Here is a 27,000-nt window from a genome sequence, read left to right as displayed (position 1 = left end):
AAGGAAGTTTTATTTTGAAAACAAGTGACTTTTATTTTAATTTACCAGACGAATTAATAGCTCAAGTTCCAATAAAAGATAGATCAAGTTCTAAACTTATGGTTTTAGACAGAGAAACGGGAGAGATTGAGCACAAGATATTTAAAGATGTAGTAGATTATTTAAATCCAGGAGACTGTCTAGTACTTAATAATACTAGAGTTTTACCAGCTAGATTAATAGGTGAGAAGGTTGACACTGGAGGTAAGATAGAATTTTTACTATTAAAAAGAACTGAAGATGACACTTGGCAAGCATTAGTTAAGCCAGGTAAAAGAGCAAAGGTTGGGACTAAATTTTCTTTTGGAAATGGAAAGTTAGTAGGAGAAGTCGTAGGACTTGCTGAAGAAGGATCTAGAATAGTGAAGTTTCATTATGAAGGAATATTTGAAGAAGTTTTAGATGAGTTAGGAAACATGCCACTTCCTCCATATATAACTGAAAGACTAGAAGAAAAGGAAAGATACCAAACTGTATATTCTAAACATAACGGTTCGGCAGCAGCACCTACAGCAGGACTACACTTTACTGAAGACCTATTACAAACAATAAAGGATAAGGGTGTAGATATTGCCTTTGTTACTTTACATGTAGGTCTTGGTACATTTAGACCAGTTAAGGTTGACGATGTATTAAACCATGAGATGCATTCAGAATACTACATGGTAGATGAAGAAGCAGCCCAAAAGATAAATAAAGCAAAAGCAAATGGTAAGAATGTAATTTGTGTAGGGACTACTAGTTGTAGAACGGTTGAGTCAGCAAGTGATGAAAATGGAGTTATAAAAGAGTCTAGTGGATGGACTAATATATTTATCTATCCTGGCTACAAATTTAAGATTGTGGATAGACTTATAACTAATTTCCATTTACCAGAGTCAACATTAATAATGTTAGTAAGTGCCCTAGCTAATAAGGAAAGCGTGCTAAATGCATATGAAACTGCTGTAGAAAATGAATACAGATTCTTCAGCTTTGGAGATGCAATGATAGTAAAATAGGGGGAAAATAATGAATAATATAAATAAGAGTAATACATCATTAAGGATAGCTTATATTTTTGAATCAATTTTAGCTATGGTAGTTTTAATAGCTGTATTTTTAGGAACAATAGATATACTTAGAATGATTTGGCAAGCATATATTGTAGAATTTGATACAATAGTACAATACAGCCAAATGAACGATATGTTAGGACAAATACTGCTTTTAGTTATAGGAGTAGAACTTGTAGTAATGTTATCTCTTCACATACCAGGAGCATTGATAGAAGTTCTTTTATATGCAATAGCGAGAAAGATGCTTTTACTTCCTAAGAGTGAGGGTATGGCAGATGTGTTAATAGGGGTAATAGCTATAGCAGGATTATTTGCTATTAGAAAATATTTACTAACTAAAGACAACAGTAATATGAACATAACTAGTATACACTATGACGATTGTGAAGTCTGTGAGACAGAAGAAGAGCGTGAAAAGTGTATAGAGGATAAGCAAACTGTTCGTGACAAACACTAACACTAAGGAGAATTAATATGAGCGCAGTAAGATACGAACTTATAAAAACTTGTAAGCAAAGTGGAGCAAGATTAGGAAGATTACATACTCCACATGGAGTAATAGAAACTCCTATATTTATGCCTGTTGGTACTCAAGCAACTGTTAAGTCAATGACACCAGAGGAATTAAAGGAAATAGGATCTCAAATAATATTAAGTAATACTTATCACTTATATATGAGACCAGGACATGATTTAGTTAAAGAAGCAGGCGGGCTTCATAAGTTTATGAACTGGGATAAGCCGATACTTACAGATAGTGGTGGGTTCCAAGTATTCAGTCTAGGACCACTTAGAAAAATAACTGAAGAAGGTGTAAACTTCAGATCTCATATAGATGGATCAAAGCATTTTATAAGTCCAGAAAAAGCTATGGAAATACAAAATGCTTTAGGTTCAGATATAATGATGGCATTTGATGAGTGTGCTCCATACCCAGCTGATAGAGATTACGTAAAGAAATCTTTAGAAAGAACTACTAGATGGTTACACAGATGTAAAGAAGCTCATAAGAATACAGAAAACCAAGCATTATTCGGAATAATACAAGGTGGAATGTACAAAGACTTAAGAGAGCAATCAGCTAAAGAAATATTAGAATTAGACTTACCAGGATACGCAGTAGGTGGTTTAAGTGTTGGAGAGCCAAAGGACTTAATGTATGAAGTACTTGACTACACTGTACCTCTAATGCCTGAAAATAAGCCAAGATACTTAATGGGTGTTGGTTCACCTGATGACTTATTAGAAGGTGTTATAAGAGGGATAGACATGTTTGACTGTGTTCTTCCAACTCGTATAGCTAGAAATGGTACAGCAATGACTAGTGAAGGTAAGGTAGTAGTTAGAAATGCAAAATATGCAAGAGACTTCTCGCCACTTGACCCAGAGTGTGATTGCTACTGCTGTAAAAATTACACAAGAGGTTATATAAGACACTTAGTTAAGGCTAATGAAATACTAGCATCTAGACTTATAACTACGCACAACTTACACTTCTTACTTAAATTAATGGAACAAGTAAGAGAAGCTATAAGAGAAGATAGATTATTAGACTTCAAGGATGAATTCTTCAAGAAATATGGATATGAATTATAAGATTTAGACTATTATTTATAATCATTTTAATATATAATGTTTATAGAAATGAAATAAATTTTGATATTTGCTGAAGGAGTGAATAAAATGCCACAACAACAAATGATAATGGGAATAGTTATGTGGGTAGCTGTATTTGCAGTGTTCTATTTCTTATTAATAAAACCACAAAAGAAAAAAGACAAGCAATTAAAAGAGATGAGAGAAAACTTAAAAGTAGGAGATAAAGTTACTACTATAGGTGGAATAATCGCTAATGTTGCTAAGGTTGAAGAAGATTGTGTAATATTAGAATTAGGTCCTAACAGAACTAAAGTACCATTTGAAAAGTGGGCTATAGGTACTGTTGAAGCTAAAAAAGAAGAAGTTGAATAATTTGTAATGTAAGTACCTTCCCTTGAATATAAATATATTGTGAGGGGAGGTATTTTTATGGAAAAAACTAATTCGGTGTTAAAAGGACTGGGATATTCATACATATTAACTTTAGTAGTACTATTAATATATAACCTGCTACTTACTTTTACAAGTATGTCCGGAAGTACAATAGCTATGGCATCATCATTTATTACTACAGCATCAGCAGCTTTTGGAGGTTTTTATGCTTCTAAGAACATACAAGAAAAGGGTCTTATATATGGACTTTTAGTAGGTGTTATGTACATAGTATGTCTTATATTAATAGTATATTTAGCTCAAGATAATTTTGTGTTTGAAATTGACATACTATACAAAGTAGGCTTAACAAGCATAGCTGGAGGCATCGGTGGAGTCCTAGGAGTGAACTTTAAATAAGTTCCATAACTGGGAAATTTATGATATAATCAGTATATAAATTTTGTAGAGGAGGTCTAGACTTATGGAAAAGAAACACGTAAAAACTTTATCTCAAGCTACTTTAAAGAACAGTGCTGCTAAAGGTGGATGTGGTGAATGCCAAACTTCTTGCCAATCAGCTTGCAAAACTTCTTGTACAGTTGCTAACCAAGAGTGTGAAAGATAATAATTTAATTTATTAGGCAAATAAAAAGAGATAAATCATGATATTTATATTATGATTTATCTCTTTTTATTTTTTATAAAATAAGTGAAAATAATATATTACTTTATTTTTTTGAAATATTCTGTCAAAAAACGATGAATATATTTTTTTATATAAATAAATATGGTATAATCTGGCTAAATAGTAAATAAGGGGGCTTGTTGTATGAAGGAAGAGATAAAGAAAAAAATTGATGAATTGCATGATGATTTAATTTCATCTATATGCGAAAGTATAAAGATGCCTAGTGTAATTGCTGAAGCAACAGAAGGTTGTCCATTTGGAGAAGAAATTGATAAGAGCTTAAGACAAGTTCTAAAACTTTGTGATAGTTTTGGATTTAAAACTGTTTATAAAGATGGCTACTATGGATATGCTGAAGTTGGCGAAGGTGAGGAACTTATAGGTATATTAGGTCACTTAGATGTAGTTCCAGAAGGGGAATTAGAAAGCTGGATACATCCTCCTTATGAAGGTGTAATTGAAGATGGTAAACTTTATGGAAGAGGAACTCAAGATGACAAAGGTCCTACTATAGCTTGTATATATGCTGTTAAGGCACTTCTTGATTTAGGGGTTAAGTTTGATAAAAGGGTAAGATTTATATTTGGAACAGATGAAGAAAATCTTTGGAGAGATATTGCTAAGTACAAAGAAAATAATGAAGAAATACCAAACTATGGATTTACTCCAGATTCAAAATTCCCAATGATAAATGCAGAAAAGGGTCTTTTACAAGTGTATTTATCTAGTGAAAACTCATCTAACATAGAGTTAAAATGTGGGGGTGCATTAAATTCTGTTCCAGACAAAGCTATATATACTGGATCAAAAGTAGATGAACTTAAAGCTGAGCTTGAGAAGTTAGGGTTTGAGTATACTTGTGAAGATGGTAAAGTATGCGTAATAGGAAAGGGTGTTCATTCAGCAGTATCTGATACTGGTAAAAATGCTATTTCTAGGCTATGTATAGCACTTTATAATATAGGGGAAAGAAGCAATACTATAGACTTTATATCTCAAGTAATTGGTGAAGATGCAAATGCTAACAATATATTAAAAGATTGTAAAGATGATGTGTCTGGAAAGTTAACTTTCAATATAGGTAAATTAGAGCTTACAAAAGAAAAAGAGAGCTTAGGTGTTGATATAAGAATACCTGTTACATATAAAAAAGAGGATGTAGTAGATAATTTAAAAGAAATATCTAGTAAGCATAACTTAGAATATAGTGAACATGATTGGTTAGGGTCTATCTATGTTCCAGAAGATAACTTCTTAGTCAAGAGTCTAAGAAAGGTATTTGAAGAAGAGACAGGATTAGATTCTACTCCGCTTTCTTCAGGTGGAGCAACTTATGCAAGAGCGCTTGATAACTGTGTTGCTTTTGGATCTGTATTCCCAGGAAAGCCAAAAACAGAGCATCAAGCAAATGAATATATATTTGTAGACGATCTTATGAAAGCTACGGAAATATATGCACTTTCAGTTTATGAATTATTAAAATAATATATATTTCAAGATTAGGGAAATGGGGGACTGAATATGAGTAATTCAAAAGCAAAAGAAAAGGAAAAGAAAAAGGGATTTAAAATACCTCACACATTTACTATAATATTTTCACTTATAGTTCTTATGGCAGGGCTTACTTGGATAGTTCCAAGTGGAGAGTTTGCAAGAGAAGATGTAGATGGTAGAAGTGTAGTTGTACCGGGGACATATCAAGAAGTTGATTCAAATCCTCAAGGTGTAACAGATATATTTACAGCTCCTATAAATGGATTTATTGATGCTGCAGAAGTTGTTGGATTCGTACTTTTAGTTGGTGGAGCATTTGGTATTGTAAATAAGACCGGAGCTATAGAAGCTGGTATTGGACATGCAGTTTCTAAGATGAGGGGATTAGAGTTTTTAATTATTCCCGTGTCTATGATTTTATTTGCTCTGGGAGGTAGTACATTTGGAATGTGTGAAGAAACACTTCCGTTTTATATGATATTTATACCTCTGATGACCAGTCTTGGTTATGATTCTTTAACAGGAATAGCAGTAGTATTTATGGGAGCAGCAACAGGTGTTGCAGCATCTACAATAAATCCTTTCTCAGTAGGGATAGCACAAGCACTTGCAGATATAGCGCCAGGGTCAGGAGTGCAGTATAGAGCAATAATGTTTGTTATATTAATGGCTATATCAATTGGATTTGTTATGATTTATGCTCATAGAGTTAAAAAAGATCCTAAGAAATCAATAGTTTATGATTTAGATAAGAAGAACAAGTCTCACTTCGTAATGGATGATTCAGGGATAAAGAAATTTACAGGAAAAGAAATGGCTGTATTAGTAGTATTTATAGTTGGTATGATAACTATGGTATGGGGAGTATTATCTCAAGGATGGTACATACCAGAGATAGCAATGATATTCTGTATAATAGGATTATTATCAGGAATAGTTGGAGGATTAGGGCAAACTCAAATAGTATCTTCATTTATAGGTGGAGCAGGAGATATGATATCAGCAGCTCTTGCAATAGCTTTAGCTAGAGGTATAGTAATAGTTGCTCAAAATGGATTTATAATAGATACAATATTAAATTCAGCAGCAGAATTCTTAAAGGGACTTCCAAAAGCTGTATTTATAAACTTAACATTATTACTTGAAAATGCATTAGCATTCTTAATACCATCATCTTCAGGACTTGCATCACTTACTGTTCCAGTACTTACACCACTAGGAGAGTTAGTTGGAGTATCTGGTCAAGAGATAGTAACTTCATTCCAATTCGGTACAGGGTTAACTAACATGATAACTCCTACATCAGGAGTATTAATGGGTGCTCTAGCAGTTGCAAGAATTCCTTGGGATAAATGGTTTAGATTTGTATTACCATTATTAGCTATATTACTAGTAACATGTATGGCATTTTTAACAGTAGGATTATATATAGGATTCTAATTTTATAGGATAATATTGGTTTTGTAGTAAGAGTTTACGGGTATCAACTATTAAGTTGATGCCCTTTAATTTTATATAATATTATTGCCTATAACTGGCATAGGATATATAATGAAGATTGGCATTTAAATATATTCACTGTGAGTATATTGATTATAGATTAAGTTAAAAATAAAACTTAGGAGGCAGATTATGGGTATGATACATAAATTTTCAATGAACGGTTATAATATAGCATTAGATGTAAATGGAGGGTCTGTGCACGTTGTAGACGATGTTGCTTATAAAGTATTAGATTTTTACACGGAAAATACTAAAGAAGAAATAGTAGAGATACTTAAAAATGAGTATACTGTAGAGCAAATCAACGAAGCTTACGAAGAAATGGAAAACTTAGAAAAGGAAGGTCTTCTTTATACAGAAGATACTTATGAAGAGCATCCAAGTTTTGTAAATAGAAAGAAAGTTGTAAAAGCTATGTGCTTACACGTTGCTCACGACTGTAACTTAAAATGTAAATACTGCTTTGCTGCACAAGGAGACTTCGGTGGAGCTAAAGAAATGATGAGCTTTGAAGTTGGTAAAAAGGCTATAGATTACTTAATAGCTAACTCTGGAAACAGAAGAAACTTAGAGATAGATTTCTTCGGTGGAGAGCCTCTAATGAACTTTGATGTAGTTAAGCAACTTGTTGAGTACGGTAGAAGTGTAGAAAAAGAGAACGGAAAAGTAATAAGATTTACAATAACTACAAATGGAATATTATTAGATGATGAAAAGATAGAGTACATAAATGAACACATGCATAATGCAGTATTAAGTTTAGATGGTAGAAAAGAAGTAAATGATAATATGAGACCAACTTTAAATGATAAAGGAAGTCACGACATAATTTTACCTAAATTTAAAAAACTTGTAGAAACTAGACCTAAGGATAAGTATTATTATATTAGAGGAACATTTACAAGAGATAACCTAGACTTTGCTAAGGATGTTATGCATTTTGCAAATGAAGGATTTAAACTTACTTCAATAGAGCCAGTAGTAGGAGATGAATCAAATCCATACGCTCTTAGAGAAGAAGATATGCCAAAAGTATTTGAAGAATACGAAAAGTTAGCAGTAGAGTATGCTGACATGCAAGTAAAAGGTGATGACTTTAAATTCTTCCACTTTATAGTAGATTTAAATCAAGGACCATGTGTAATAAAGAGAATAACTGGATGTGGAGCAGGTAATGAGTATCTTGCAATAACTCCAGAGGGAGATATATATCCATGTCACCAATTTGTTGGGAATGAAGAATTCAAATTGGCTAATATAATGGATGAAGAGGTAGTAATACCAGAAGAAATAACTGATACATTTAGACGTGCTCACGTATACAGCAAAGAAGAATGTAAAAAATGTTGGAATAAGTTCTACTGTTCAGGTGGATGTCATGCAAATGCAACTAACTTCAATAATGATGTAATGAAGCCTTATGAATTAGGTTGTGAGATGCAAAAGAAACGTACTGAATGTTCTATAATGATCCAAGCAAAGAAGATGATTGAAGGAGAATAAAACATGATTAAGGGGTACCAAGGAATAGAACCTAAAATTGATGAATCTGTTTTCGTAGCAGAAAGTGCTGATATAATAGGAAAAGTAACTATAGGAAAGAACTCAAGTATATGGTACAACACAACTGTAAGAGGAGATGAACAATCTATAACTATTGGAGCAAATACCAATATACAAGATGGTTCAGTTGTTCATATTGGTTGGGATAAAGAAACAATAATTGGTAATAATGTTACTATAGGTCATAAGGCCTTAGTACATGGTTGCACAATAGGTGATAATACATTAATAGGTATGGGTGCTATAGTATTAGATGGAGCTGAGATAGGAGAGTTTACTCTTGTAGGAGCTGGAAGTCTTGTACCACCAGGAAAGAAGATACCTTCTGGAGTGCTTGTAATGGGATCACCTGCTAAGGTAATAAGAGATCTTACTGAAGAAGAAAAGAAAAGTTTAACTAAATCAGCTATGAATTACATAGAAACTGCAAATAATCATAAATAAACAATTAAAGGGGCGATATATTATATTGCCCCTTTTCAGATTAAATAAATAATTAGCGTAGCAAATTGTGGAGCAACTGCGTTGGCGAATGAGCGTAGCGAATTTTAATCTCAACTATTGGAGTGAACGATTATGAGAATAAGCTATAAAAACTTAAAAAGATACAGAGAGATAGTCCGTGTTCTTGTTAAATATGGGTTTAGCTATTTAATAGAAAAACTAAATATAGAAGGTGTAGCTTATAAAATACCTATGACAAATCCTTCAGAAGAAATAAAAAATATGTCTACTGGAGAAAAGATTAGAAGAGTCTTTGAAGAATTAGGACCTACATATGTAAAACTAGGGCAGATATTAAGTACTAGAACTGATTTATTAGATCAAGAGATAATTGATGAACTAGCAAAGCTTAGAGATAATGTAGAAGAATTTAGCACAGATATAGCTAAGACTATCTTTATTAATGAATTAGGATTGAGTGTAGATGAAGTGTTTGAGGACTTTAATGATAGACCTTTAGCGGCAGCATCGATTGGACAAGTCTATGAAGCTACACTTAAAACTGGTGAAGATGTAATAGTAAAGATACAAAGACCTAATATAGAAGAAACGATAAAGTCAGATTTAGATATACTACAGAATGCAGCTACTGCAATAAGTGATCTTAACAAAGATATAGAGATAGATTTAGGTAAGATAATAGAAGAATTTCAGACCCAGTTAATAAGAGAATTAGATTATAATTTTGAGGCAATAAATGCAATAAAGTTTAGAAAAATATTTAAAGACAGTAAAGAAGTTTATATACCAGAGATACATCTAGAGTATACGACACAGAGAGTCTTAGTAATGGAAAAGATAATTGGAGTAAAGCTAAGTGACACTGAGTATATAAAGAAATTAGGATGGGATACTAACGAAATTGGTCAAATAGGAGTAAGGTCTTTATTTAAGCAGGTATTTGAAAATGGATTTTTCCACGCAGATCCTCATCCAGGAAATATATTTGTAACAAGCAATAGGTCTATATCTTATATAGATTTTGGGATGATTGGAATAATTGATAAAAAAACATTAAGTATACTGAATAAAATGGCACTTGCTGTAGTTGAAAAAAATGTAGATAAAATAATTCATCTACTTATGGAAATAGATGCTATAGAAAGTAATGTAGATGTGGAAAGTCTTAGAAGTGATATGATGTATTTAATACACTATTATTACGACGTTCCTTTAGAGAAGATAAGCATCGCGGCAATACTAAATGAATTATTTAGATTCTTTAGAAGACATAAGATAGTTATGCCAAACCAATTAGCTACATTAGCTAAAACGATCATAACTTTAGAGGGAACAGCTAGAGAATTAAACCCAGATTTTTCAGCATCAGCTATAGGAGCAGAATTTGTAAAATATTACTATATAAATGAGTTAAATCCAGAAAGAATATTTCAAGCATCAAAGAACACTATAGAAAATACAATGATGGATCTTAAGACATTACCAAAGCAATTAAGGGTTATATTAAGACAGATAGAAAAAAACAATATAAGACTTAATATAGAGGAAGTAAAACTTCCGAGATTAGAGGAACTTGTATCTGATGTATCTACACAATTGTCTCTTAGTTTAGTACTAGCAGCAATGATTGTAGGATCTTCATTAATTATAGCTTCTCCAAGCATAGGTAGCAATATATGGATAGGCATTATGGCTGGAACAGGATTCTTTATATCATTTATTATAGGAATTTTATTACTTATAAAGACATTTAGAAATGAGTACAAGAAGAAATAGAGGTGAGTAGTTTGATATTTAATAAGAAATGGACACTAAAACATACGGGAAATGTAGAAGAAAATGAATTAAGCAAGAAACTTAAAATTTCCCCGGAAATTAGTCAGATATTGAAAAATAGGGGAATAAATAGTGAAAAAGATTCGGAAATATTTATGAATCCATCTCTAGAGTACCTTAGAGACCCATTTTTAATGAAAGACATGAAAAAAGCTGTCGATAGAATACAGAGAGCTATAAAAAATAATGAAAAAATATGGATATATGGAGATTACGATGTAGATGGTGTATCTTCAACATCTATTTTATGTATATATTTTGATTCGATAGACTATCCTGCTAAATACTATATACCAAATAGATTAGAGGAAGGCTATGGAATCAATGAAGAAGCAATAAGATTAATACATGAACAAGGTTGTGATATTCTTATAAGTGTGGACTGTGGAATAACATCTGTAAAAGAAGTAGAAATAGCTAATGAGCTAGGTATTGATGTAATAATTACAGACCATCATGAATGCCAAAGTGAGATACCAGAGGCTTATGCAGTAATAAATCCTAAGCAAGATGACTGTCATTATCCATTTGATATGCTTTGTGGTTGTGGAGTAGCTTTTAAAATAATACAAGCACTTACACCAGAAGAAGAATTTAAGACTAGTATGTATGATTATTTAGAAATAGTAACGCTTGCGACTATTTGTGATATTGTGCCTCTTATAGACGAAAATAGAATTATTGTAAAAAATGGGTTAAAAACCATGAAAGAAGGCAAAAATTTAGGTTTAAGAGAGCTTATTAAGGTCTGTGGTGTAGACACTGAAAAAATAGGTTCATCTCATATAGGGTTTGCAATAGGACCTAGGATAAATGCTTCTGGAAGACTTGGACATTCTTATTTAGGAGTAGAGCTTTTCACTACTAAATCAAAAGAAGAAGCTAGTGAAATAGCAAACTTACTAGAAGAGAAGAACAACGAAAGACAAATGATAGAATCTAAAATGTATCATGAAGCAGAAGAGATTATCCAGCAAAATGAAAGATACAACACGGATAAGGTATTAGTAATAGCAAAAGAGGGTTGGCAGCATGGAGTAATTGGAATAGTTGCTTCTAAGCTTACAGAGAAATATTATAAGCCAACAATACTTTTAACTATCGAAGATGGCGAAGCCACTGGATCTGCTAGGTCTATAAAAGGGTTTAGTATATTTGATGCACTTGTTAAATGTAAACATCTTATGAATAAGTTTGGAGGACATGAACAAGCAGCAGGGCTTGCATTAGATGCAACTAATGTAGATATTTTAGCCAATGAGGTAAATAAATTTGCAGACTATAGCTTGACTGAAGAGGATTTGATTGAAAATGTGAAAGTCGAGTATGAGATAGCTGAGGGTGCAATAAGTCTTAATCTTGTAGACGAACTTCATCAATTAGAGCCATTTGGTCTTGCAAATCCAAGTCCTAGGTTTATACTTAGAGATGCTACACTTAGAGATATACGTAAAATAGGAAAAACACAACAGCATCTAAAGTTTACTATAGAAAAAGAGAAAACTTATGAATGCATAGGCTTTAATATGGGATACCTAAAAGAAGGGTATAATGTAAATGATAAAGTAGATGTGCTGTTTCAGATAGATGAGAATAATTATATGGGAAATAAGAAGGTACAATTTTTACTTAAGGATATGAGGTTAGCTCACCCTAAAAGCGCAAGTACTGATGAGTTATCTCTAAAATTATTTTCTAAGATAGTTCCAAAAGATGCCTTGAATTTATATACTATATTTGACGAGAGTTCACTTGAAAATACAAGAGATAATATATTTGAAGGAGATAAAAATATCAATATCTTTGAGTATATAGGAAAGAATACATTGGTAATAGCAAACACTATAAATGGTTTTTATAGAGCTATATCAGATATTTCTCTTGTAGAAGAGGAATTTGAAGTGAATTATAATATAATAGAGAAAAATATTGACAAAGTTCAACTTATATTTTCTCCTAATGTTGATAAAATAGACTTAAAAAGATATAATAATATTATTCTTTATGATTATTTATATAATAAAGGAGAATATTCGTACTTATATGAAAATAAAGACGACGAAGCTTCTATTATAAAGTATTATACTGAATTAGATTTATTGTATTTAAATAATGTGATGACAAATATAGTTCCAGATAGAGAAGAATTTATATATGTTTATAAAAATCTTTTAATGAAAAAAGAAATTGAGCTAAATATAGTAGATATAAAAAAGGTATTTAATATGATACCTCTAAAGCTATTTACTATAATTAATGTATTTAGAGAATTATTACTACTTGATTTTAGTTTCAATGATGAAAATAATTCTATATTAATAAGTTTATTACCAAAGCCGGATAAAAAGTTAGACTTAAACGAAAGCATGATACTTAATAATCTAAAGCAATTAAAGAATGAATACTCAAAAAGTTATTAGGAGGAGTTCCCCATGGATTTAAAAAAAGTAATAAGAGAAATACCAGATTTCCCAAAACCAGGTATAAGTTTTAAAGATATAACAACACTACTTCAAGATGGAGAAGCGTTCAAGCACTCTGTAGATTTAATAGTAGAAGATTTAAAAGATAAAAATGTTGATATAATAGTAGGACCAGAAGCTAGAGGTTTCTTAATGGGAACACCGGTAGCTTATGCAATGGGTGTAGGGTTTGTTCCAGTTAGAAAACCAGGAAAATTACCTTTTGAAACTGAAAGTTATGATTATGGATTAGAGTATGGAACTGATACATTACAAATCCATACAGATGCTATAAAGCCAGGGCAAAGAGTTGCAATAGTAGATGACTTACTGGCAACAGGAGGGACTATGATAGCAGCTGCTAAGCTTATAGAAAAGCTAGGTGGAGAAGTAGTTTCTATGCAATTTTTAATAGAGCTAGAAGACTTAAATGGTAGAGAAAAAATATCTAAATACGATGTAAATTCTCTTATAAAATACTAGTACTTTTACAATAGTTGGTATAACGCCAACTATTTTCATATATATTAAATTTCTTACTTAAAATAGGTGGTATTATGCAAGATAATCAACTGCAAGAACTAATAAATAAAATAAGAGCTTACGCTCCAAATACAGATGTAAGCCTAGTGGAAAAAGCTTATTACTTTGCACAAAATGCGCATGATGGACAATTTAGAAAATCCGGGGAACCTTACTTTATTCATCCTGTAGCTGTTTCATATATTTTAGCTGATATGGAATTAGATTTAGAGACAATAGTTGCAGGCTTATTACACGATGTTGTGGAAGACACAGAATATTCATATGAGGACATTCAAAACGAGTTTGGGAAAGATGTAGCGGACTTAGTTGATGGAGTAACAAAATTAGGGCAAATTAAGTATCAATCAAAGGAAGAAACACAAGCTGAAAATTTAAGAAAGATGTTTTTAGCAATGGCTAAGGATATAAGAGTTATACTTATAAAACTTGCTGATAGATTACACAACATGAGAACCTTAAAGTTTATGCCACCAGAAAAGGCACGCTCAAAGGCAAAGGAGACTCTTGAAATTTATGGAGGCATAGCTCATAGATTAGGTATATCGATGATTAAATGGGAGCTTGAGGATTTAGCATTAAGATATATAGATCCAGAAGGTTACTATGATTTAGTTGATAAGGTTGCTATGAAGAGAAGCCAAAGAGAAGATTATATCGAAAATATCGTTAATCTACTTAAAGGTAAGATTGAAGATGTAAGTATAGATTGTGATGTTTATGGAAGACCTAAGCATTTTTATAGTATTTATAGCAAGATGCAAAACAAGCATAAAGACTTTGAGGAAATCTATGATTTAACGGCAATAAGAATAATTGTAGATACAGTAAAGGATTGCTATGCTGTACTTGGTATGGTTCATACTTTATGGAAACCAATTCCAGGAAGATTTAAGGATTATATAGCAATGCCAAAGCCTAATATGTATCAATCTCTTCATACGACTGTAATAGGTCCTGATGGAGAACCTGTAGAGATACAAATTAGAACTGAGGAGATGCACAATATTGCAGAGTACGGTATTGCTGCACACTGGAAATACAAAGAAGGTATGTCTACTGGAAAAGAAGTAAAAGTAGAAGATAAGCTTCAATGGTTAAGACAAATGATGGAGTGGGAGAAAGATTTAAAAGACCCACAAGAGTTTTTAGATGCACTTAAAGAAGATGTATTTAATAGCCAGGTATATGTATTTACACCAAAGGGAGATGTTGTAGAGATGCCAGCAGGCGCTACGACAGTTGACTTTGCATACAGAGTTCATACTAATGTAGGTAACAAATGTGTTGGAGCCAAAATTGATGGAAGGATAGTTCCGATTGATTATAAGCTTCAAAATGGAAATATAGTAGAAATAATTACTTCTTCAAATTCTAATGGACCAAGTAGAGACTGGTTAAGTATAGTTAAAACACCAAATGCTAAAAGTAGAATTAGACAATGGTTCAAAAAGGAAAGAAGAGAAGAAAATATAGAACGTGGTAATGCGATACTAGATCAAGAATTTAAAAAGTATAGATTACCAAGAAAAGATACATCTATAGAAAAATACATGATTCAAATCGCTAAAAAGTTTAACCAACCAAGTGTAGAAGATTTAATTGCTACTATTGGATATGGTGGAATAATGGCATCTCAAGTTACACCTAAGATTAGAGATTTCTATGAAAAGGAAGTTAAGAAGACTCAAAAAGAACAAAATCAATCTGAAGAGCTAAATACTAAACATAATTTAAGTGATGCAGAATACAAAAAAAAGAGAAAGAAAAACGTATCACAAGGTATAATTGTAAGAGGTCTTGATAATATATTAGTTAGATTTGCAAAATGCTGTAATCCGCTTCCAGGAGATAATATAATAGGATATATTACTAAGGGAAGAGGTGTAGCAATACACAGAGAAGACTGTCCAAATGCAACGCCAAAAGGGGATAACCTAAGAAACAGAATAGTAGAAGTATCTTGGGCAATATCTACGAAAGGCAAGTTTGAGGCTGAAGTTCAAATCAAGTGTGTAGATAGAAAAGGTATCATAAGTGAAATAACACATATAGTTGCAGTTGATAAGATTGGTTTAAATGGAATTAATGCTAGAAAGAACAAAGATAGCGTAGTAAGTGTAAATTTACTTGTAGAAGTTAATGACATAGAAGAGTTAAATATCTTAATGAAGAAGTTAAAATCAATACCAGGTGTTGAGGAAATATATAGAGTTGTAAACTAGGAGGATTTTATGAGAGCAGTAGTACAGAGAGTTTCTTCTTCTAGAGTTACAGTAGATGGAAAGACAACAGGTGAAATAAGTAAAGGACTACTTGTTTTACTAGGGGTAACTCACGAAGATACAAGCAATGATGTTGATTATATTATAGATAAAGTACTAAATTTAAGAATCTTTGAAGATGAAAATGATAAGATGAACTTGTCTTTAAAAGATGTAGGAGGGGAGCTTTTAGCTGTTTCTCAATTTACTCTTTATGGCGATGCTAGAAAAGGTAGAAGACCTAGTTTTTCAAGTGCGGCTAGACCATCCCTTGCAAATCCTTTATATGAAGAGTTTGTAAAAAAGGCAAGAGGGCAAGGCGTAACTGTTGGAACAGGTGAGTTTGGAGCGCATATGATGGTTGACCTAACTAATGATGGCCCAGTTACTATATTATTAGATTCATCAAAAAATTTCTAAGGGGGAAGAATTATGATAATAGAAAAAGTAGTTGATACATACTTTGGAGAAAATACATATTTATTAGGTGATACAAAAACTAAAAAATGTGCAGTTATAGACCCTGGAGCAGATGTTAATGATATATTAAGAGCTGCAAACAAGCACAATTTAAATATAGAATATATAATATTAACACATGGACACGGAGACCATATAGCAAATGTAAAAAGACTTAAGGAAAAAACTAATGCTCAAATAATAGCTCATGCTGATGAAGCAGAAATATTACTAGATGGAAGAAAAAACTTAAGTACAACAATGCGTTGTGGAAGACAAGAATTTGATGCGGACATATACGTACAAGATAAAGAAAAAATGAACTTAGGTGAGTTAAGAGTAAGCTTTATCCACACACCAGGACATACTAAGGGTGGAATGTGTATAAGAGTAGCTGACGATATGTTTACTGGAGATACTTTATTTGCAGGAAGTATGGGAAGAACTGACTTATACAGCGGAGATTACAAGCAAATAGATAAGTCACTTAAGAAGCTTGCGAGATATGAAGATAACGTAAAGGTACATCCAGGTCACGGACCTAGTACTACTTTAGGTATAGAAAAAAGAAGTAACCCATATATGTAACTAAGAATGTATTATATGACATCTAAGTAGTAATATGCATGGATAATACGATTATAAAGGAGTAGTTAAAATGATAAGTGTAATTTTAAAAGGACATGATTTTAAATACGAAGTTGCAGAGCTATTAAAATTATTTACTACTCAATTTAATTTTGAAGAAAGAAAGAACTTTGGAAGATGTATAACAAACACTCTTATATCTCACAAAGACACTTTAATATCAAAAACTGAGTATACTGAAAACTACGATGTAAGATTTGATTGTGTGGAAAATATTAATATAAGCAATTTAAATGAGCAAGAAATAAAAAAGGCTACTAAGGAAATGATAAAAAGAAGTATGTTCAAGGTACTTATGAGACACTTCAACTCATACGTTCCTTGGGGGATTCTAACAGGGATAAGACCTGTAAAGATAGTTCATAATTTATTAGATAAGGGGTTAGATGATGAAGCTATAAGAGCTAATCTTAAGACAAATTATTTAATAAGCGATGAAAAAATAGATTTATCACTTAGTATAGCAAAGAGAGAAAGATCATTTATTTATCCTATAGATAAAAATAAAATTTCTCTTTATGTAAGTATACCATTTTGTCCAACAAGATGTTATTACTGCTCATTCCCTGCAAACCCTATAAAGCAATTTGGACATTTAAAGAAAGAATATGTGTCTAAATTAATTGAAGAGATTAAGGGGTTAGCTATATTACTTAAAGAAACTAATAAAGAAATAGAAACACTGTACATCGGTGGAGGTACTCCAACTACACTTGATGCTAAAGAGATGGATACATTAATCAAAGCCTTATTTAAAGAGTTAGACTTAAGTAAAATCAAAGAATTTACAGTAGAAGCAGGTAGACCTGATACTATAAATAGAGAAATACTTGAATGCTTAAAGGCCAACGATGTAACTAGAATAAGTATAAATCCTCAAACTATGAACGATGAAACCCTACAAAAAATAGGAAGAGGTCATAGCGTTTCTGAGATAGTTGAATCATTTAACTTAGCTAGAGAAATAGGATTTGACAATATAAACATGGACGTTATCTTAGGTCTAGAGGGTGAAAACCTAGAGATGGTTAGACATACTTTAGAGGAAATTAAAAAGTTGAGTCCAGAAAGCTTAACAGTTCATACCTTAGCTATAAAGAGAGCTTCTAAGCTAAAGGAAAAGATGGACGATTACGAACTTACACAGTTTGAAGAAATGGTAAAAATGATAGATTTATCAATGAAATATGCTGGTGAAATGGGACTTAACCCATACTACTTATATCGTCAAAAGCAAATGCTTGGAAACTTAGAAAATATAGGCTATGCTAAAGAAGGATATGAGTGTATCTATAATATGCAAATAATGGAAGAAAAGCAAAGTAACTATGCATTAGGTGCTGGTGCTATTTCTAAATTTGTATATGTTGATGAAGATAGAATTGAAAGAGTAGACAACGTAAAAAATGTTGAACAATATATAGATAGAGTAGATGAAATGATAGAGAGAAAGAAAGAGGAGGTATATAAAAATGTTAACTAAGGCTCCTAGAGGAACTAAGGACATAACTCCAAAAGATGCTTACAAATGGAATTATGTTGAAAAGAAATTTAGAGATATATGTGCATTATACGGATACGAAGAAATGAGAACTCCAGTATTTGAGCATACAGAATTATTTAAAAGAAGTGTTGGAGACACTACTGATATAGTACAAAAAGAAATGTATTCTTTTAAGGATAAAGGTGAAAGAGATATAACTCTTAAGCCAGAAGGCACTGCTGGTGTAGTTAGAGCATTTATAGAAAATAAACTATATGCAGATACTCAACCTACAAAGTTATTCTATATAACACCTTGCTTCAGATATGAAAGACCACAAGCAGGTAGACAAAGACAATTTAACCAATTTGGTTTAGAAGCATTAGGAAGTGACAATCCTTCTATAGATGCAGAAGTAATAGCGCTTTCTATACAATTCTTCAATGAAGTAGGTCTTAAGGATTTAGCAGTAAGTATAAACTCTGTTGGATGTCCAACTTGTAGAGCAGAGTACAATGCTAAATTAAAAGAATATCTTGATGCAAAAGTAGATGTACTATGTGAGACTTGTTTAGATAGAAAAGATAAAAATCCTATGAGAGTAATAGACTGTAAAAATCCTACTTGTCAGGAAAACTTAACAGATATACCTTATATGATAGATCATATATGTGATGACTGTAGTACTCACTTTGAAAAATTAAAAGAGTACTTAACAGAGATGGATGTAAATTTTGTAGTTGATAAATCTATAGTTAGAGGACTTGATTACTACAAGAAGACTGCTTTTGAGATAATATCTAATGATATCGGAAGCCAAAGCACAGTATGTGGTGGAGGAAGATACGATGGATTAGTTGAGCAATTAGGTGGACCTAAAGGAGTAAGTGGTATAGGGTTTGCTATTGGGGCTGAAAGATTATTATTAACTCTTGAAAATAATGATATAGAAATCGAAAACCCTAAGTCTACAGATATATTTATAGCTACAATAGGTGACCATGCTAAAACAAAAAGCTTTAAATTACTTAAGGAATTAAGATATAATCATATAAGTGCTGATAATGACCACTTAGACAGAAGTATGAAGGCACAATTCAAATACTCTGATAAAATAAATGCTAAGTTTACAGTAGTAATAGGTGAAGATGAGCTTAACAATGATAGTGTAACACTTAAGGATATGAGAGCATCAGAACAAACTACAGTGAAATTAAGTGAATTAGTAGATGAATTAAAGAAAAGATTATAAAATTATACCAAAATAGGCCCCTCCCTCGTGTTTCACGAGAGTGGGGTATCTAGTAAAATAAACATAAATGGAGGGTCTATATGGAAACTTTAAATGGACTAAAAAGAACTCACTATTGTGGTGATCTTAGAGACAAAAACATAGGCGAAGAAGTTGTACTTATGGGATGGGTACAAAAGAAAAGAAACTTAGGTGGATTAGTATTCGTTGACTTAAGAGATAGAAGTGGAATATGCCAAATAATATTTGATACTGATGTAAATGCAGAAGCTTTTGCTAAAGCTGAAAAATTAGGATCAGAATTTGTTATAGCAGTTACTGGTAAAGTAAGTGAAAGATCTTCTAAAAACCCTAACATGCCAACTGGAGATATAGAAATAGTTGCAACTGAATTAAAAATATTAAACAAATCAGAAACTCCTCCAATCTATATAAAGGATGACGACAATGTTTCTGAAGAATTAAGATTAAAGTATAGATACTTAGACTTAAGAAAGCCATCTATGCAAAATAAGTTAATGATAAGAAGTAGAGTAGCAAACATTGTAAGAAATTACTTAAGCTCAAACAACTTCTTTGAAATAGAGACTCCATTCTTAATAAAGCCAACTCCAGAAGGAGCAAGAGATTACTTAGTACCAAGTAGAGTTAACGAAGGTAAATTCTACGCTTTACCACAATCTCCTCAATTATTTAAGCAATTATTAATGGTAAGTGGTATGGATAGATACTTCCAAATAGTTAAGTGTTTTAGAGATGAAGACTTAAGAGCTGATAGACAACCTGAGTTCACTCAAATAGACTGTGAAATGAGTTTTGTTGAGCAAGAAGATGTTATGTCTATAATGGAAAAAATGGTACAAGTTATGTTTAAAGAAATATTAGACGTAGATGTAACTCTTCCACTACCAGTTATGCCATACGCTGAAGCTATGGAAAGATACGGAAGTGACAAGCCAGATACTAGATTTGGTTACGAGCTTACAAATATATCAGATATAGTTGCTAATTGTGGGTTTGGTGTATTTGCCAACGCTACTAAAGATGGTATGAGTGTTAGAGGTATAAATATTGAAGGTAAATCTGATGCAATCTCTAAGAAGCAATTATCTAAAATAGAAGACCATGCTAAGACTTACAAGGCTAAAGGTCTTGCTTGGATGAGAATAGGAGCTAATAGAGAAGTAACTTCTCCAATAGCTAAGTTCTTCACTGAAGAAGAAATGACAGCAATATTAGATAGAATGAATGCTAAAGAAGGAGACTTATTACTATTTGTTGCTGATAAGAACTCTGTAGTATTTGATGCATTAGGACAAGTTAGACTTGAAGTTGCTAGAAGACTTGACTTATTAAATAACAGTGAATACAAGATGTTATGGGTAACTGAGTTCCCACTATTTGAAGAAGATGAAGAAACAGGAAGAATGATAGCTAAGCATCACCCATTCACTTCACCACTTGATGAAGACCTAGAAAGACTTGATGGAGACGATAAGGCTTCTTTAAGAGCTAAGGCTTACGATATAGTAATCAATGGATATGAAGTAGGTGGAGGAAGTGTTAGAATATTTAACGCTGACGTTCAAAGAAAAATGTTCAGTGCTTTAGGAATGTCTGAAGAAGAGTCACAAGAGAAGTTTGGATTCTTATTAGATGCTTTCAAGTACGGAACTCCTCCTCATGCAGGTATAGCTTTCGGTCTTGATAGACTTACAATGATACTTACAGGAACTAACAACATCAAAGATGTTATAGCATTCCCTAAAAATCAAAGTGCAGTATGTCCTATGACTAATGCTCCAGCTGTAGCTGATGATGCTCAACTTGAAGAGTTAAGTATAAAGGTTGATTTAGCTGATAAAGAATAGTAAATAACTATTCCAAAATAGGCTATAGATATATATAATACCTAGGATACATTGAAGTTATAAAATATAACTTTGATGTATCCTTTTTTTGAAAAATAATGATATATTAATAATTGACATGAAATAATAAATATTATACAATAAAGATACTTAAGTGATAAGAATTATCAGTTTTAACTAATAAATATTACTAATTCGAGGAGGATTGATTAAAATGGCATTAAATAAAAAAATAATAGCATCATTAGGAGTAGCTGTCCTTTCGCTAGGAATAGTAACAGGATGTGCTCCAAAGGTTGACACATCTTCATCAGATACGGATAAAGTTGTAAATATATATTCAGCAAGACATTACGATGTAGATAAAGAATTATACAAGAAGTTTGAAGAAGAGACAGGTATAAAGGTAAATGTTGTAGAAGGTAAGGCACCTGAACTACTTGAAAGACTAAAAAGAGAAGGTGAAGACACTCAAGCAGACCTATTTGCAACAGCAGATATAGCAAATCTTTACCAAGCAATAGAAGCGGGCTTAGTACAACCCGTAGAATCAAAAGTGGTAAATAAAAATGTACCTGAAAACTTAAGAGGCGAAAATAATGAGTGGGTTGGATTTACAACAAGAGCTAGAATAGTTGCATATGATAAGGAAGCAGTAAACCCTGAACAATTATCTACATATGAAGATTTAACAAGTGATAAGTGGAAAGGATCTATATTATCAAGATCATCAGAATCTAGTTATAATCAATCATTATTAGCATCATTCATAGAATCAAATGGTGAAGAAGGAGCTAAAAATTGGGCTCAAGGAATCGTAAATAATATGGCTAGACAACCAGAAGGAAATGATAGAGACCAAGTTAAAGCTATAGCAGCTGGAGAAGGAAAACTTGCAATAGTTAATACATACTATGTAGGTAGAATGTTAAACTCAGAAGATGCTGAGGAAGTAAAAGCGGCAGAAAAAGTAGGAGTATTCTTCCCAGAAAATACTCATGTAAATGTAAGTGGAGCAGTAATTAGTAAACACTCTAAGAACAAAGACAATGCAGTTAAGTTTATAGAGTTTATGACTGATGAATATGCTCAAAAAGCTATGACAGAAGCTAACTATGAGTACCCAGTAAATCCTTCAGTAGAGGCAAGTGAATTATTAAAGAGTTGGGGCGAATTTAAACCTCAAGATATAGATATTACTAAAATCGGAGAATACAACAAAAAGGCAGTCGAAATATTTAATGAAGTAGGCTGGAAATAATATAAATATATTATAAAGTTAAAGCAGTCTTATTTAAGGCTGCTTTAATTTTATCTATACAGGGTATATATTAAATAATGTATTTAATATATAAGGCATAATTTTAAATTTAGAGAGGTTTAAGATGAAAAAAATAAAATTTAATGGTTGGGCTATACTAAGTACAATTTTTATACTTATGATAGTTATACCAAATATTAATGTAATTTCGTATTTATTTGGTGAACCAAATGAAAACTGGTATCATATAAAAGAATTTTTATTAAAAGACTATATTGTAAATACGATAATTATATGTATATTTACAGGGATTTTAACTATGATATTAGGTACAAGCCTTGCATGGTTAACTTCAGCATATGAATTCCCAATGAGAAGATTCTTTAGATGGGCATTGATATTACCACTTTCAATACCACCGTATATAGCAGCATATACATATGCAGGAATGCTTAGCTATACAGGATCTATACAGACATTTCTAAGAAATAATTTAGAATTAGAAGTTAGTCAAAAGTACTTTGACATAATGAGTGTTCCAGGTGCTATATTTATATTCACAATATTTTTACTACCGTATGTATATATTGTAGTTAGATCATATTTAGAAAAGCAATCTGCATCATTAATAGAAAATGCAAGATTACTTGGAGAAAATTCTTTAGGAGTATTTTTTAGAGTAGTAATTCCAATAAGTAGAATAGTAATAGTTTCAGGTGTAACATTAGTAATACTTGAAGTATTAAGTGATTATGGAGTAGTATCATATTTTGGTATACAAACATTTTCAACAGCCATATTTAAAAGTTGGTTTAGCATGAGTGATGTAAACTCAGCAATAAGACTTGCGGCAATATTATTATTAGCAGTATTTGTTGTTATGAATGGAGAAAAATTCTTAAGAGGAAGAAAGAAATATAGTGCTACTAATACTAAAATAAGACCTTTAAGTAGAAAAAAACTCAATAAACTTTATGGAACTTTAGCTTTTTTATACTGTGGAGCAATACTATCTCTAGGATTTATAATACCAACATTACAACTTATAAGTTGGGCAATAATGAGTTATTCAAAAGTGTTAAACTCGGACTTCTTTATATTAATGTATAACTCTTTATGGGTAGCTGTTGTATCAAGTGTATTAATAGTGATAATGTCTATAATAATAGCAAACTATACAAGAATAAATGACAATTTACTTTCTAAGTTATATTCAAAGATAACCCTAGTAGGTTACTCTATACCAGGTGCTGTTATTGCAATAACAATGGTAATATTTTTCGTAGATGTAGATAAAAGTTTAAGTTGGTTATATAAGATGTTTGATCCAAATTCTCCAACCTTAGTTTTAAGTATGAGTTTGGTTATGCTAATATTTGCATACCTAGTTAGATTCCTAGCAGTAGGATACCAAAGCATAGAAGGTGGATTTGAAAAAACAGGTAAAAAGTTTTATGAAGCATCAAGAACATTAGGATACTCAAAAACAAAAACATTTTTCTTGGTAGATTTACCTATGATAAAACCTGCAATATTAGCATCATTTTCATTAGTATTTGTAGATATAGTAAAGGAACTTCCTTTAGCTCTTCTACTTAGACCATTTAACTTCCATACTTTATCAACCAAAGTATTTGAGTATGCAAATGATGAGATGATTGTAGAAGCATCGATACCATCTTTAATAATAATATTACTAAGTTTTATTACCATATTTGTACTTTACAAAGTAGTAGACAAGGAGAATTAGAATGCTTAAAATAAATAATTTATACTTTAAATATAAAAATTCAAAAGAAGATAATATAAAGGACTTCAATTTAGAAATAGAAAAAGGTGAAATAGTAAGTATCTTAGGAGAAAGTGGTAGTGGAAAAAGTACCATGTTAAGAATAATAGCAGGTCTTGAAGATGCATATAAGGGAAAGATTACAATAAGTGAAAGTGTAGTATATGATGAAAATATATCTATAGAGCCTGAAAAAAGAGGTATTGGTATGGTTTTTCAAGATTATGCATTATTTCCTCATATGAATGTTTCTAAGAATATAATGTTTGGGTTAAAGAAAATGGATAAAACTCAAAGAGAAAAAAAGATGCTTGAAATGCTAAGGCTTGTAAACCTAGAAGAATATAAAGATAAATACCCACATGAATTAAGTGGTGGACAACAACAAAGAATAGCAATAGCTAGGGCCATTGCTCCAAGTCCATCAATATTACTTTTAGATGAACCATTTAGTAATTTAGATGCAAATTTACAAAGTAAAATAAGAACGGAGCTTAAAGAGATAATACAAAAGGCGAATATAACATCTATATTTGTAACTCATGACAAGGAGGATGCTAAGGCTTTAGCAGATAAGGTAGTAGTACTTGAAAAAGGTGAGATTATAAAGGTAGGAGATATTGAAGATATTATCTAAAAGAATAACGTAATTCCATATATAGATTGATAATGGGTTATGGAGTTTTTTATTCAACAGAGAAAAAACGAATATTTTGTCGGAATTTCTTGAAAAAATATAGATTATATAATATAATATCAATACAATTAAGATAAGACATTCATATATCATGGTAATATGGTCCATCAGTCTCTACGAACTCGCCGTAAATGAGTTTGCTATGAATAGTTACGAATACTTTAAGATAATCTATTTTCTATCTCTAAGATATACGTTCTATTCTAGTAGAATGTATATCTTTTTTTATGAATTTTAAGCAACGGTATGTGAGCCTGCCAGATAGACATTGGCGGCATGATCAAACCGAATTTTAGGAGGTAGAAAATGATAGCACAGAAAGAACAGATTAATTCTTCTTTATCTTTTTTAGATAAGATATTTAAGTATACAGAACGTGGTTCTAATGCAAAAACTGAAATAATAGGGGGAGTTACAACGTTTTTAACAATGGCTTATATTGTATTTGTTAACCCAGCTATTTTAGCAGATGCTGGTATGGACAAAGCTGCACTTATAACTGTTACTATTTTAGCTACAGCCATTGGAACATTAATATTTGCTTTCGTTGCAAATGCTCCTTTTGCACTTGCTCCTGGTATGGGGTTAAATGCATTTTTCACATACTCACTTGTTATGGGAGAAGGTATACACTGGACTCAAGCACTTGGAGTTGTATTTATTTCAGGAATGATATTTTTAATTTTAGCAGTAACTGGCGTTCGTAAATATATAGCTGAAGCTATACCAAAAGAACTGAGCGTTGCATCAGCTGCTGGTATTGGGCTTTTCCTTTCTTTTGTTGGACTTAAAGGAATGGGAGTTATAGTTGCAAATGAATCTACTTTAGTTGCTTTAGGTGATTTCACACCAACTGTTTTAATAGCTTTATTAGGACTTTTACTTATGGGAATATTTGAAGTTAAGAAAGTAAAGGGTGGTATACTAATAAGTATAATAATTACTACTGTTATATCTATAGCTTTAGGATATGTAGAGCTTCCATCAGCAATAATATCTGCACCACCAAGCATAGCTCCTGTTGCTTTTAAACTTGATATAATAGGTGCTCTTAAGTTATCTTTAATAGGACCGATATTCTCATTCATGTTTATAGATATGTTTGACTCATTAGCTTTCTTAATAAGCTGTTGTAAGCAAATGGGATTAGAAGATAAGGATGGAAATATAAAAGGATTATCAAGAATGTTATATGCTGACTGTACATCTACATTAATAGGTGCTTTACTTGGAACAAGTACAGTTACCACTTTTGGAGAATCTGCTGCAGGAATAGCTGCCGGAGCTAGAACGGGACTTGCTTCTGTAGTTACTGCAGGATTATTCTTAGTTACATTATTATTTACTCCGCTTTTAGGTGTTGTTCCAGGATATGCAGCTTCACCTGCACTTGTTTTAGTTGGTGTATTCATGTTCTCAAGTATTAGACAAATAGATTTTAATGATAGTAAGGTAGCTGTTTCTGCATTTGTTACTATATTATTAATGCCTCTTACTTATAGCATCAGTATTGGATTATGTTTTGGATTTATTTCTTACATAGTGATGCATATCGCTGCTAAAGAAACAAATAAAATAAGTGTTACACTTTGGATAATAGGTGCATTATCAGTTATAAATCTTATGCTTAGCTAAGAAAATATAAAAGAGG

General features: G+C 31.7%; 23 protein-coding genes and 1 riboswitch. All 23 genes read left to right on the top strand.

Annotated features, from left to right (window positions below; genetic code table 11):
• Window positions 1–14: 14 nt before the first annotated feature.
• The 23 genes from queA (at window position 15) to CHL78_RS02220 (ending at window position 26,984) form a co-directional block, all read left to right on the top strand.
• Window positions 15–1,040, top strand: a complete 1,026-nt coding sequence (gene queA, locus CHL78_RS02330; protein WP_116041185.1) for a tRNA preQ1(34) S-adenosylmethionine ribosyltransferase-isomerase QueA — start codon at window positions 15–17, stop codon at window positions 1,038–1,040.
• A gap of 10 nt (window positions 1,041–1,050) precedes the next feature.
• Complete coding sequence (locus CHL78_RS02325) at window positions 1,051–1,554, top strand: phosphate-starvation-inducible PsiE family protein (protein WP_116041183.1); 504 nt, start codon at window positions 1,051–1,053, stop codon at window positions 1,552–1,554.
• Window positions 1,555–1,571: 17 nt separating this feature from the next.
• Window positions 1,572–2,693 (top strand): tRNA guanosine(34) transglycosylase Tgt, encoded by a 1,122-nt coding sequence (gene tgt, locus CHL78_RS02320; protein ID WP_116041181.1) that lies wholly within the window; start codon window positions 1,572–1,574, stop codon window positions 2,691–2,693.
• A gap of 87 nt (window positions 2,694–2,780) precedes the next feature.
• Window positions 2,781–3,068 (top strand): preprotein translocase subunit YajC, encoded by a 288-nt coding sequence (gene yajC / locus CHL78_RS02315; RefSeq protein WP_094368638.1) that lies wholly within the window; start codon window positions 2,781–2,783, stop codon window positions 3,066–3,068.
• A gap of 57 nt (window positions 3,069–3,125) precedes the next feature.
• On the top strand, window positions 3,126–3,488 hold the full coding sequence (locus CHL78_RS02310; protein WP_094368637.1) for a TIGR04086 family membrane protein: 363 nt from the start codon (window positions 3,126–3,128) through the stop codon (window positions 3,486–3,488).
• Between the two features lie 64 nt (window positions 3,489–3,552).
• The gene (scfA, locus tag CHL78_RS02305) at window positions 3,553–3,696 is read left to right on the top strand and encodes a six-cysteine ranthipeptide SCIFF (RefSeq protein WP_094368636.1); all 144 of its coding nucleotides are present in this window, start codon (window positions 3,553–3,555) and stop codon (window positions 3,694–3,696) included.
• Between the two features lie 204 nt (window positions 3,697–3,900).
• Window positions 3,901–5,244: a M20 family metallopeptidase gene (locus CHL78_RS02300; protein ID WP_094368635.1), complete on the top strand. Its 1,344-nt coding sequence runs from the start codon at window positions 3,901–3,903 to the stop codon at window positions 5,242–5,244.
• 36 nt (window positions 5,245–5,280) lie between these two features.
• Window positions 5,281–6,693, top strand: a complete 1,413-nt coding sequence (locus CHL78_RS02295) for a YfcC family protein (RefSeq protein WP_094368634.1) — start codon at window positions 5,281–5,283, stop codon at window positions 6,691–6,693.
• 192 nt (window positions 6,694–6,885) lie between these two features.
• On the top strand, window positions 6,886–8,259 hold the full coding sequence (gene scfB, locus CHL78_RS02290; protein ID WP_094368633.1) for a thioether cross-link-forming SCIFF peptide maturase: 1,374 nt from the start codon (window positions 6,886–6,888) through the stop codon (window positions 8,257–8,259).
• Between the two features lie 3 nt (window positions 8,260–8,262).
• On the top strand, window positions 8,263–8,763 hold the full coding sequence (locus tag CHL78_RS02285) for a gamma carbonic anhydrase family protein (RefSeq protein WP_094368632.1): 501 nt from the start codon (window positions 8,263–8,265) through the stop codon (window positions 8,761–8,763).
• 132 nt (window positions 8,764–8,895) lie between these two features.
• Window positions 8,896–10,560 carry an ABC1 kinase family protein gene (locus tag CHL78_RS02280; RefSeq protein WP_094368631.1) on the top strand — a complete coding sequence of 555 codons (1,665 nt, stop codon included), beginning with the start codon at window positions 8,896–8,898 and terminating at the stop codon, window positions 10,558–10,560.
• 11 nt (window positions 10,561–10,571) lie between these two features.
• Window positions 10,572–13,040 (top strand): single-stranded-DNA-specific exonuclease RecJ, encoded by a 2,469-nt coding sequence (recJ, locus tag CHL78_RS02275; RefSeq protein WP_094368630.1) that lies wholly within the window; start codon window positions 10,572–10,574, stop codon window positions 13,038–13,040.
• 12 nt (window positions 13,041–13,052) lie between these two features.
• Entirely contained in the window at window positions 13,053–13,565 is a 513-nt protein-coding gene (locus CHL78_RS02270) for an adenine phosphoribosyltransferase (protein WP_094368629.1), read from the top strand.
• Window positions 13,566–13,639: 74 nt separating this feature from the next.
• A complete protein-coding gene (locus tag CHL78_RS02265) occupies window positions 13,640–15,850 on the top strand; it encodes a RelA/SpoT family protein (RefSeq protein ID WP_094368628.1) in 2,211 nt (736 codons plus the stop codon).
• A gap of 9 nt (window positions 15,851–15,859) precedes the next feature.
• Window positions 15,860–16,309, top strand: a complete 450-nt coding sequence (dtd, locus tag CHL78_RS02260) for a D-aminoacyl-tRNA deacylase (protein ID WP_094368627.1) — start codon at window positions 15,860–15,862, stop codon at window positions 16,307–16,309.
• A gap of 12 nt (window positions 16,310–16,321) precedes the next feature.
• On the top strand, window positions 16,322–16,936 hold the full coding sequence (locus CHL78_RS02255) for an MBL fold metallo-hydrolase (RefSeq protein WP_094368626.1): 615 nt from the start codon (window positions 16,322–16,324) through the stop codon (window positions 16,934–16,936).
• 70 nt (window positions 16,937–17,006) lie between these two features.
• A complete protein-coding gene (gene hemZ, locus CHL78_RS02250) occupies window positions 17,007–18,479 on the top strand; it encodes a coproporphyrinogen dehydrogenase HemZ (RefSeq protein ID WP_094368625.1) in 1,473 nt (490 codons plus the stop codon).
• Window positions 18,469–19,731: a histidine--tRNA ligase gene (gene hisS / locus CHL78_RS02245; RefSeq protein ID WP_094368624.1), complete on the top strand. Its 1,263-nt coding sequence runs from the start codon at window positions 18,469–18,471 to the stop codon at window positions 19,729–19,731. Before hemZ ends, hisS begins: the two co-directional genes overlap by 11 nt.
• Window positions 19,732–19,811: 80 nt before the next feature.
• On the top strand, window positions 19,812–21,602 hold the full coding sequence (aspS, locus tag CHL78_RS02240) for an aspartate--tRNA ligase (protein WP_116041179.1): 1,791 nt from the start codon (window positions 19,812–19,814) through the stop codon (window positions 21,600–21,602).
• A gap of 214 nt (window positions 21,603–21,816) precedes the next feature.
• A complete protein-coding gene (locus CHL78_RS02235; RefSeq protein WP_094367860.1) occupies window positions 21,817–22,863 on the top strand; it encodes a Fe(3+) ABC transporter substrate-binding protein in 1,047 nt (348 codons plus the stop codon).
• Between the two features lie 124 nt (window positions 22,864–22,987).
• Window positions 22,988–24,613, top strand: a complete 1,626-nt coding sequence (locus CHL78_RS02230) for an ABC transporter permease (protein ID WP_094367861.1) — start codon at window positions 22,988–22,990, stop codon at window positions 24,611–24,613.
• A gap of 1 nt (window position 24,614) precedes the next feature.
• Entirely contained in the window at window positions 24,615–25,289 is a 675-nt protein-coding gene (locus tag CHL78_RS02225; RefSeq protein ID WP_094367862.1) for an ABC transporter ATP-binding protein, read from the top strand.
• Between the two features lie 122 nt (window positions 25,290–25,411).
• Window positions 25,412–25,512, top strand: a riboswitch (purine riboswitch).
• A gap of 143 nt (window positions 25,513–25,655) precedes the next feature.
• A complete protein-coding gene (locus tag CHL78_RS02220) occupies window positions 25,656–26,984 on the top strand; it encodes an NCS2 family permease (protein ID WP_094367863.1) in 1,329 nt (442 codons plus the stop codon).
• Window positions 26,985–27,000: the final 16 nt, after the last annotated feature.

Origin of the sequence: Romboutsia weinsteinii (genome assembly GCF_002250835.2) — a bacterium.
GTDB lineage: Bacteria > Bacillota > Clostridia > Peptostreptococcales > Peptostreptococcaceae > Romboutsia_A > Romboutsia_A weinsteinii.
The sequence above is the reverse complement of the archived record's forward strand: the minus strand, read 5'-3'. Positions and strand labels throughout refer to the sequence as shown.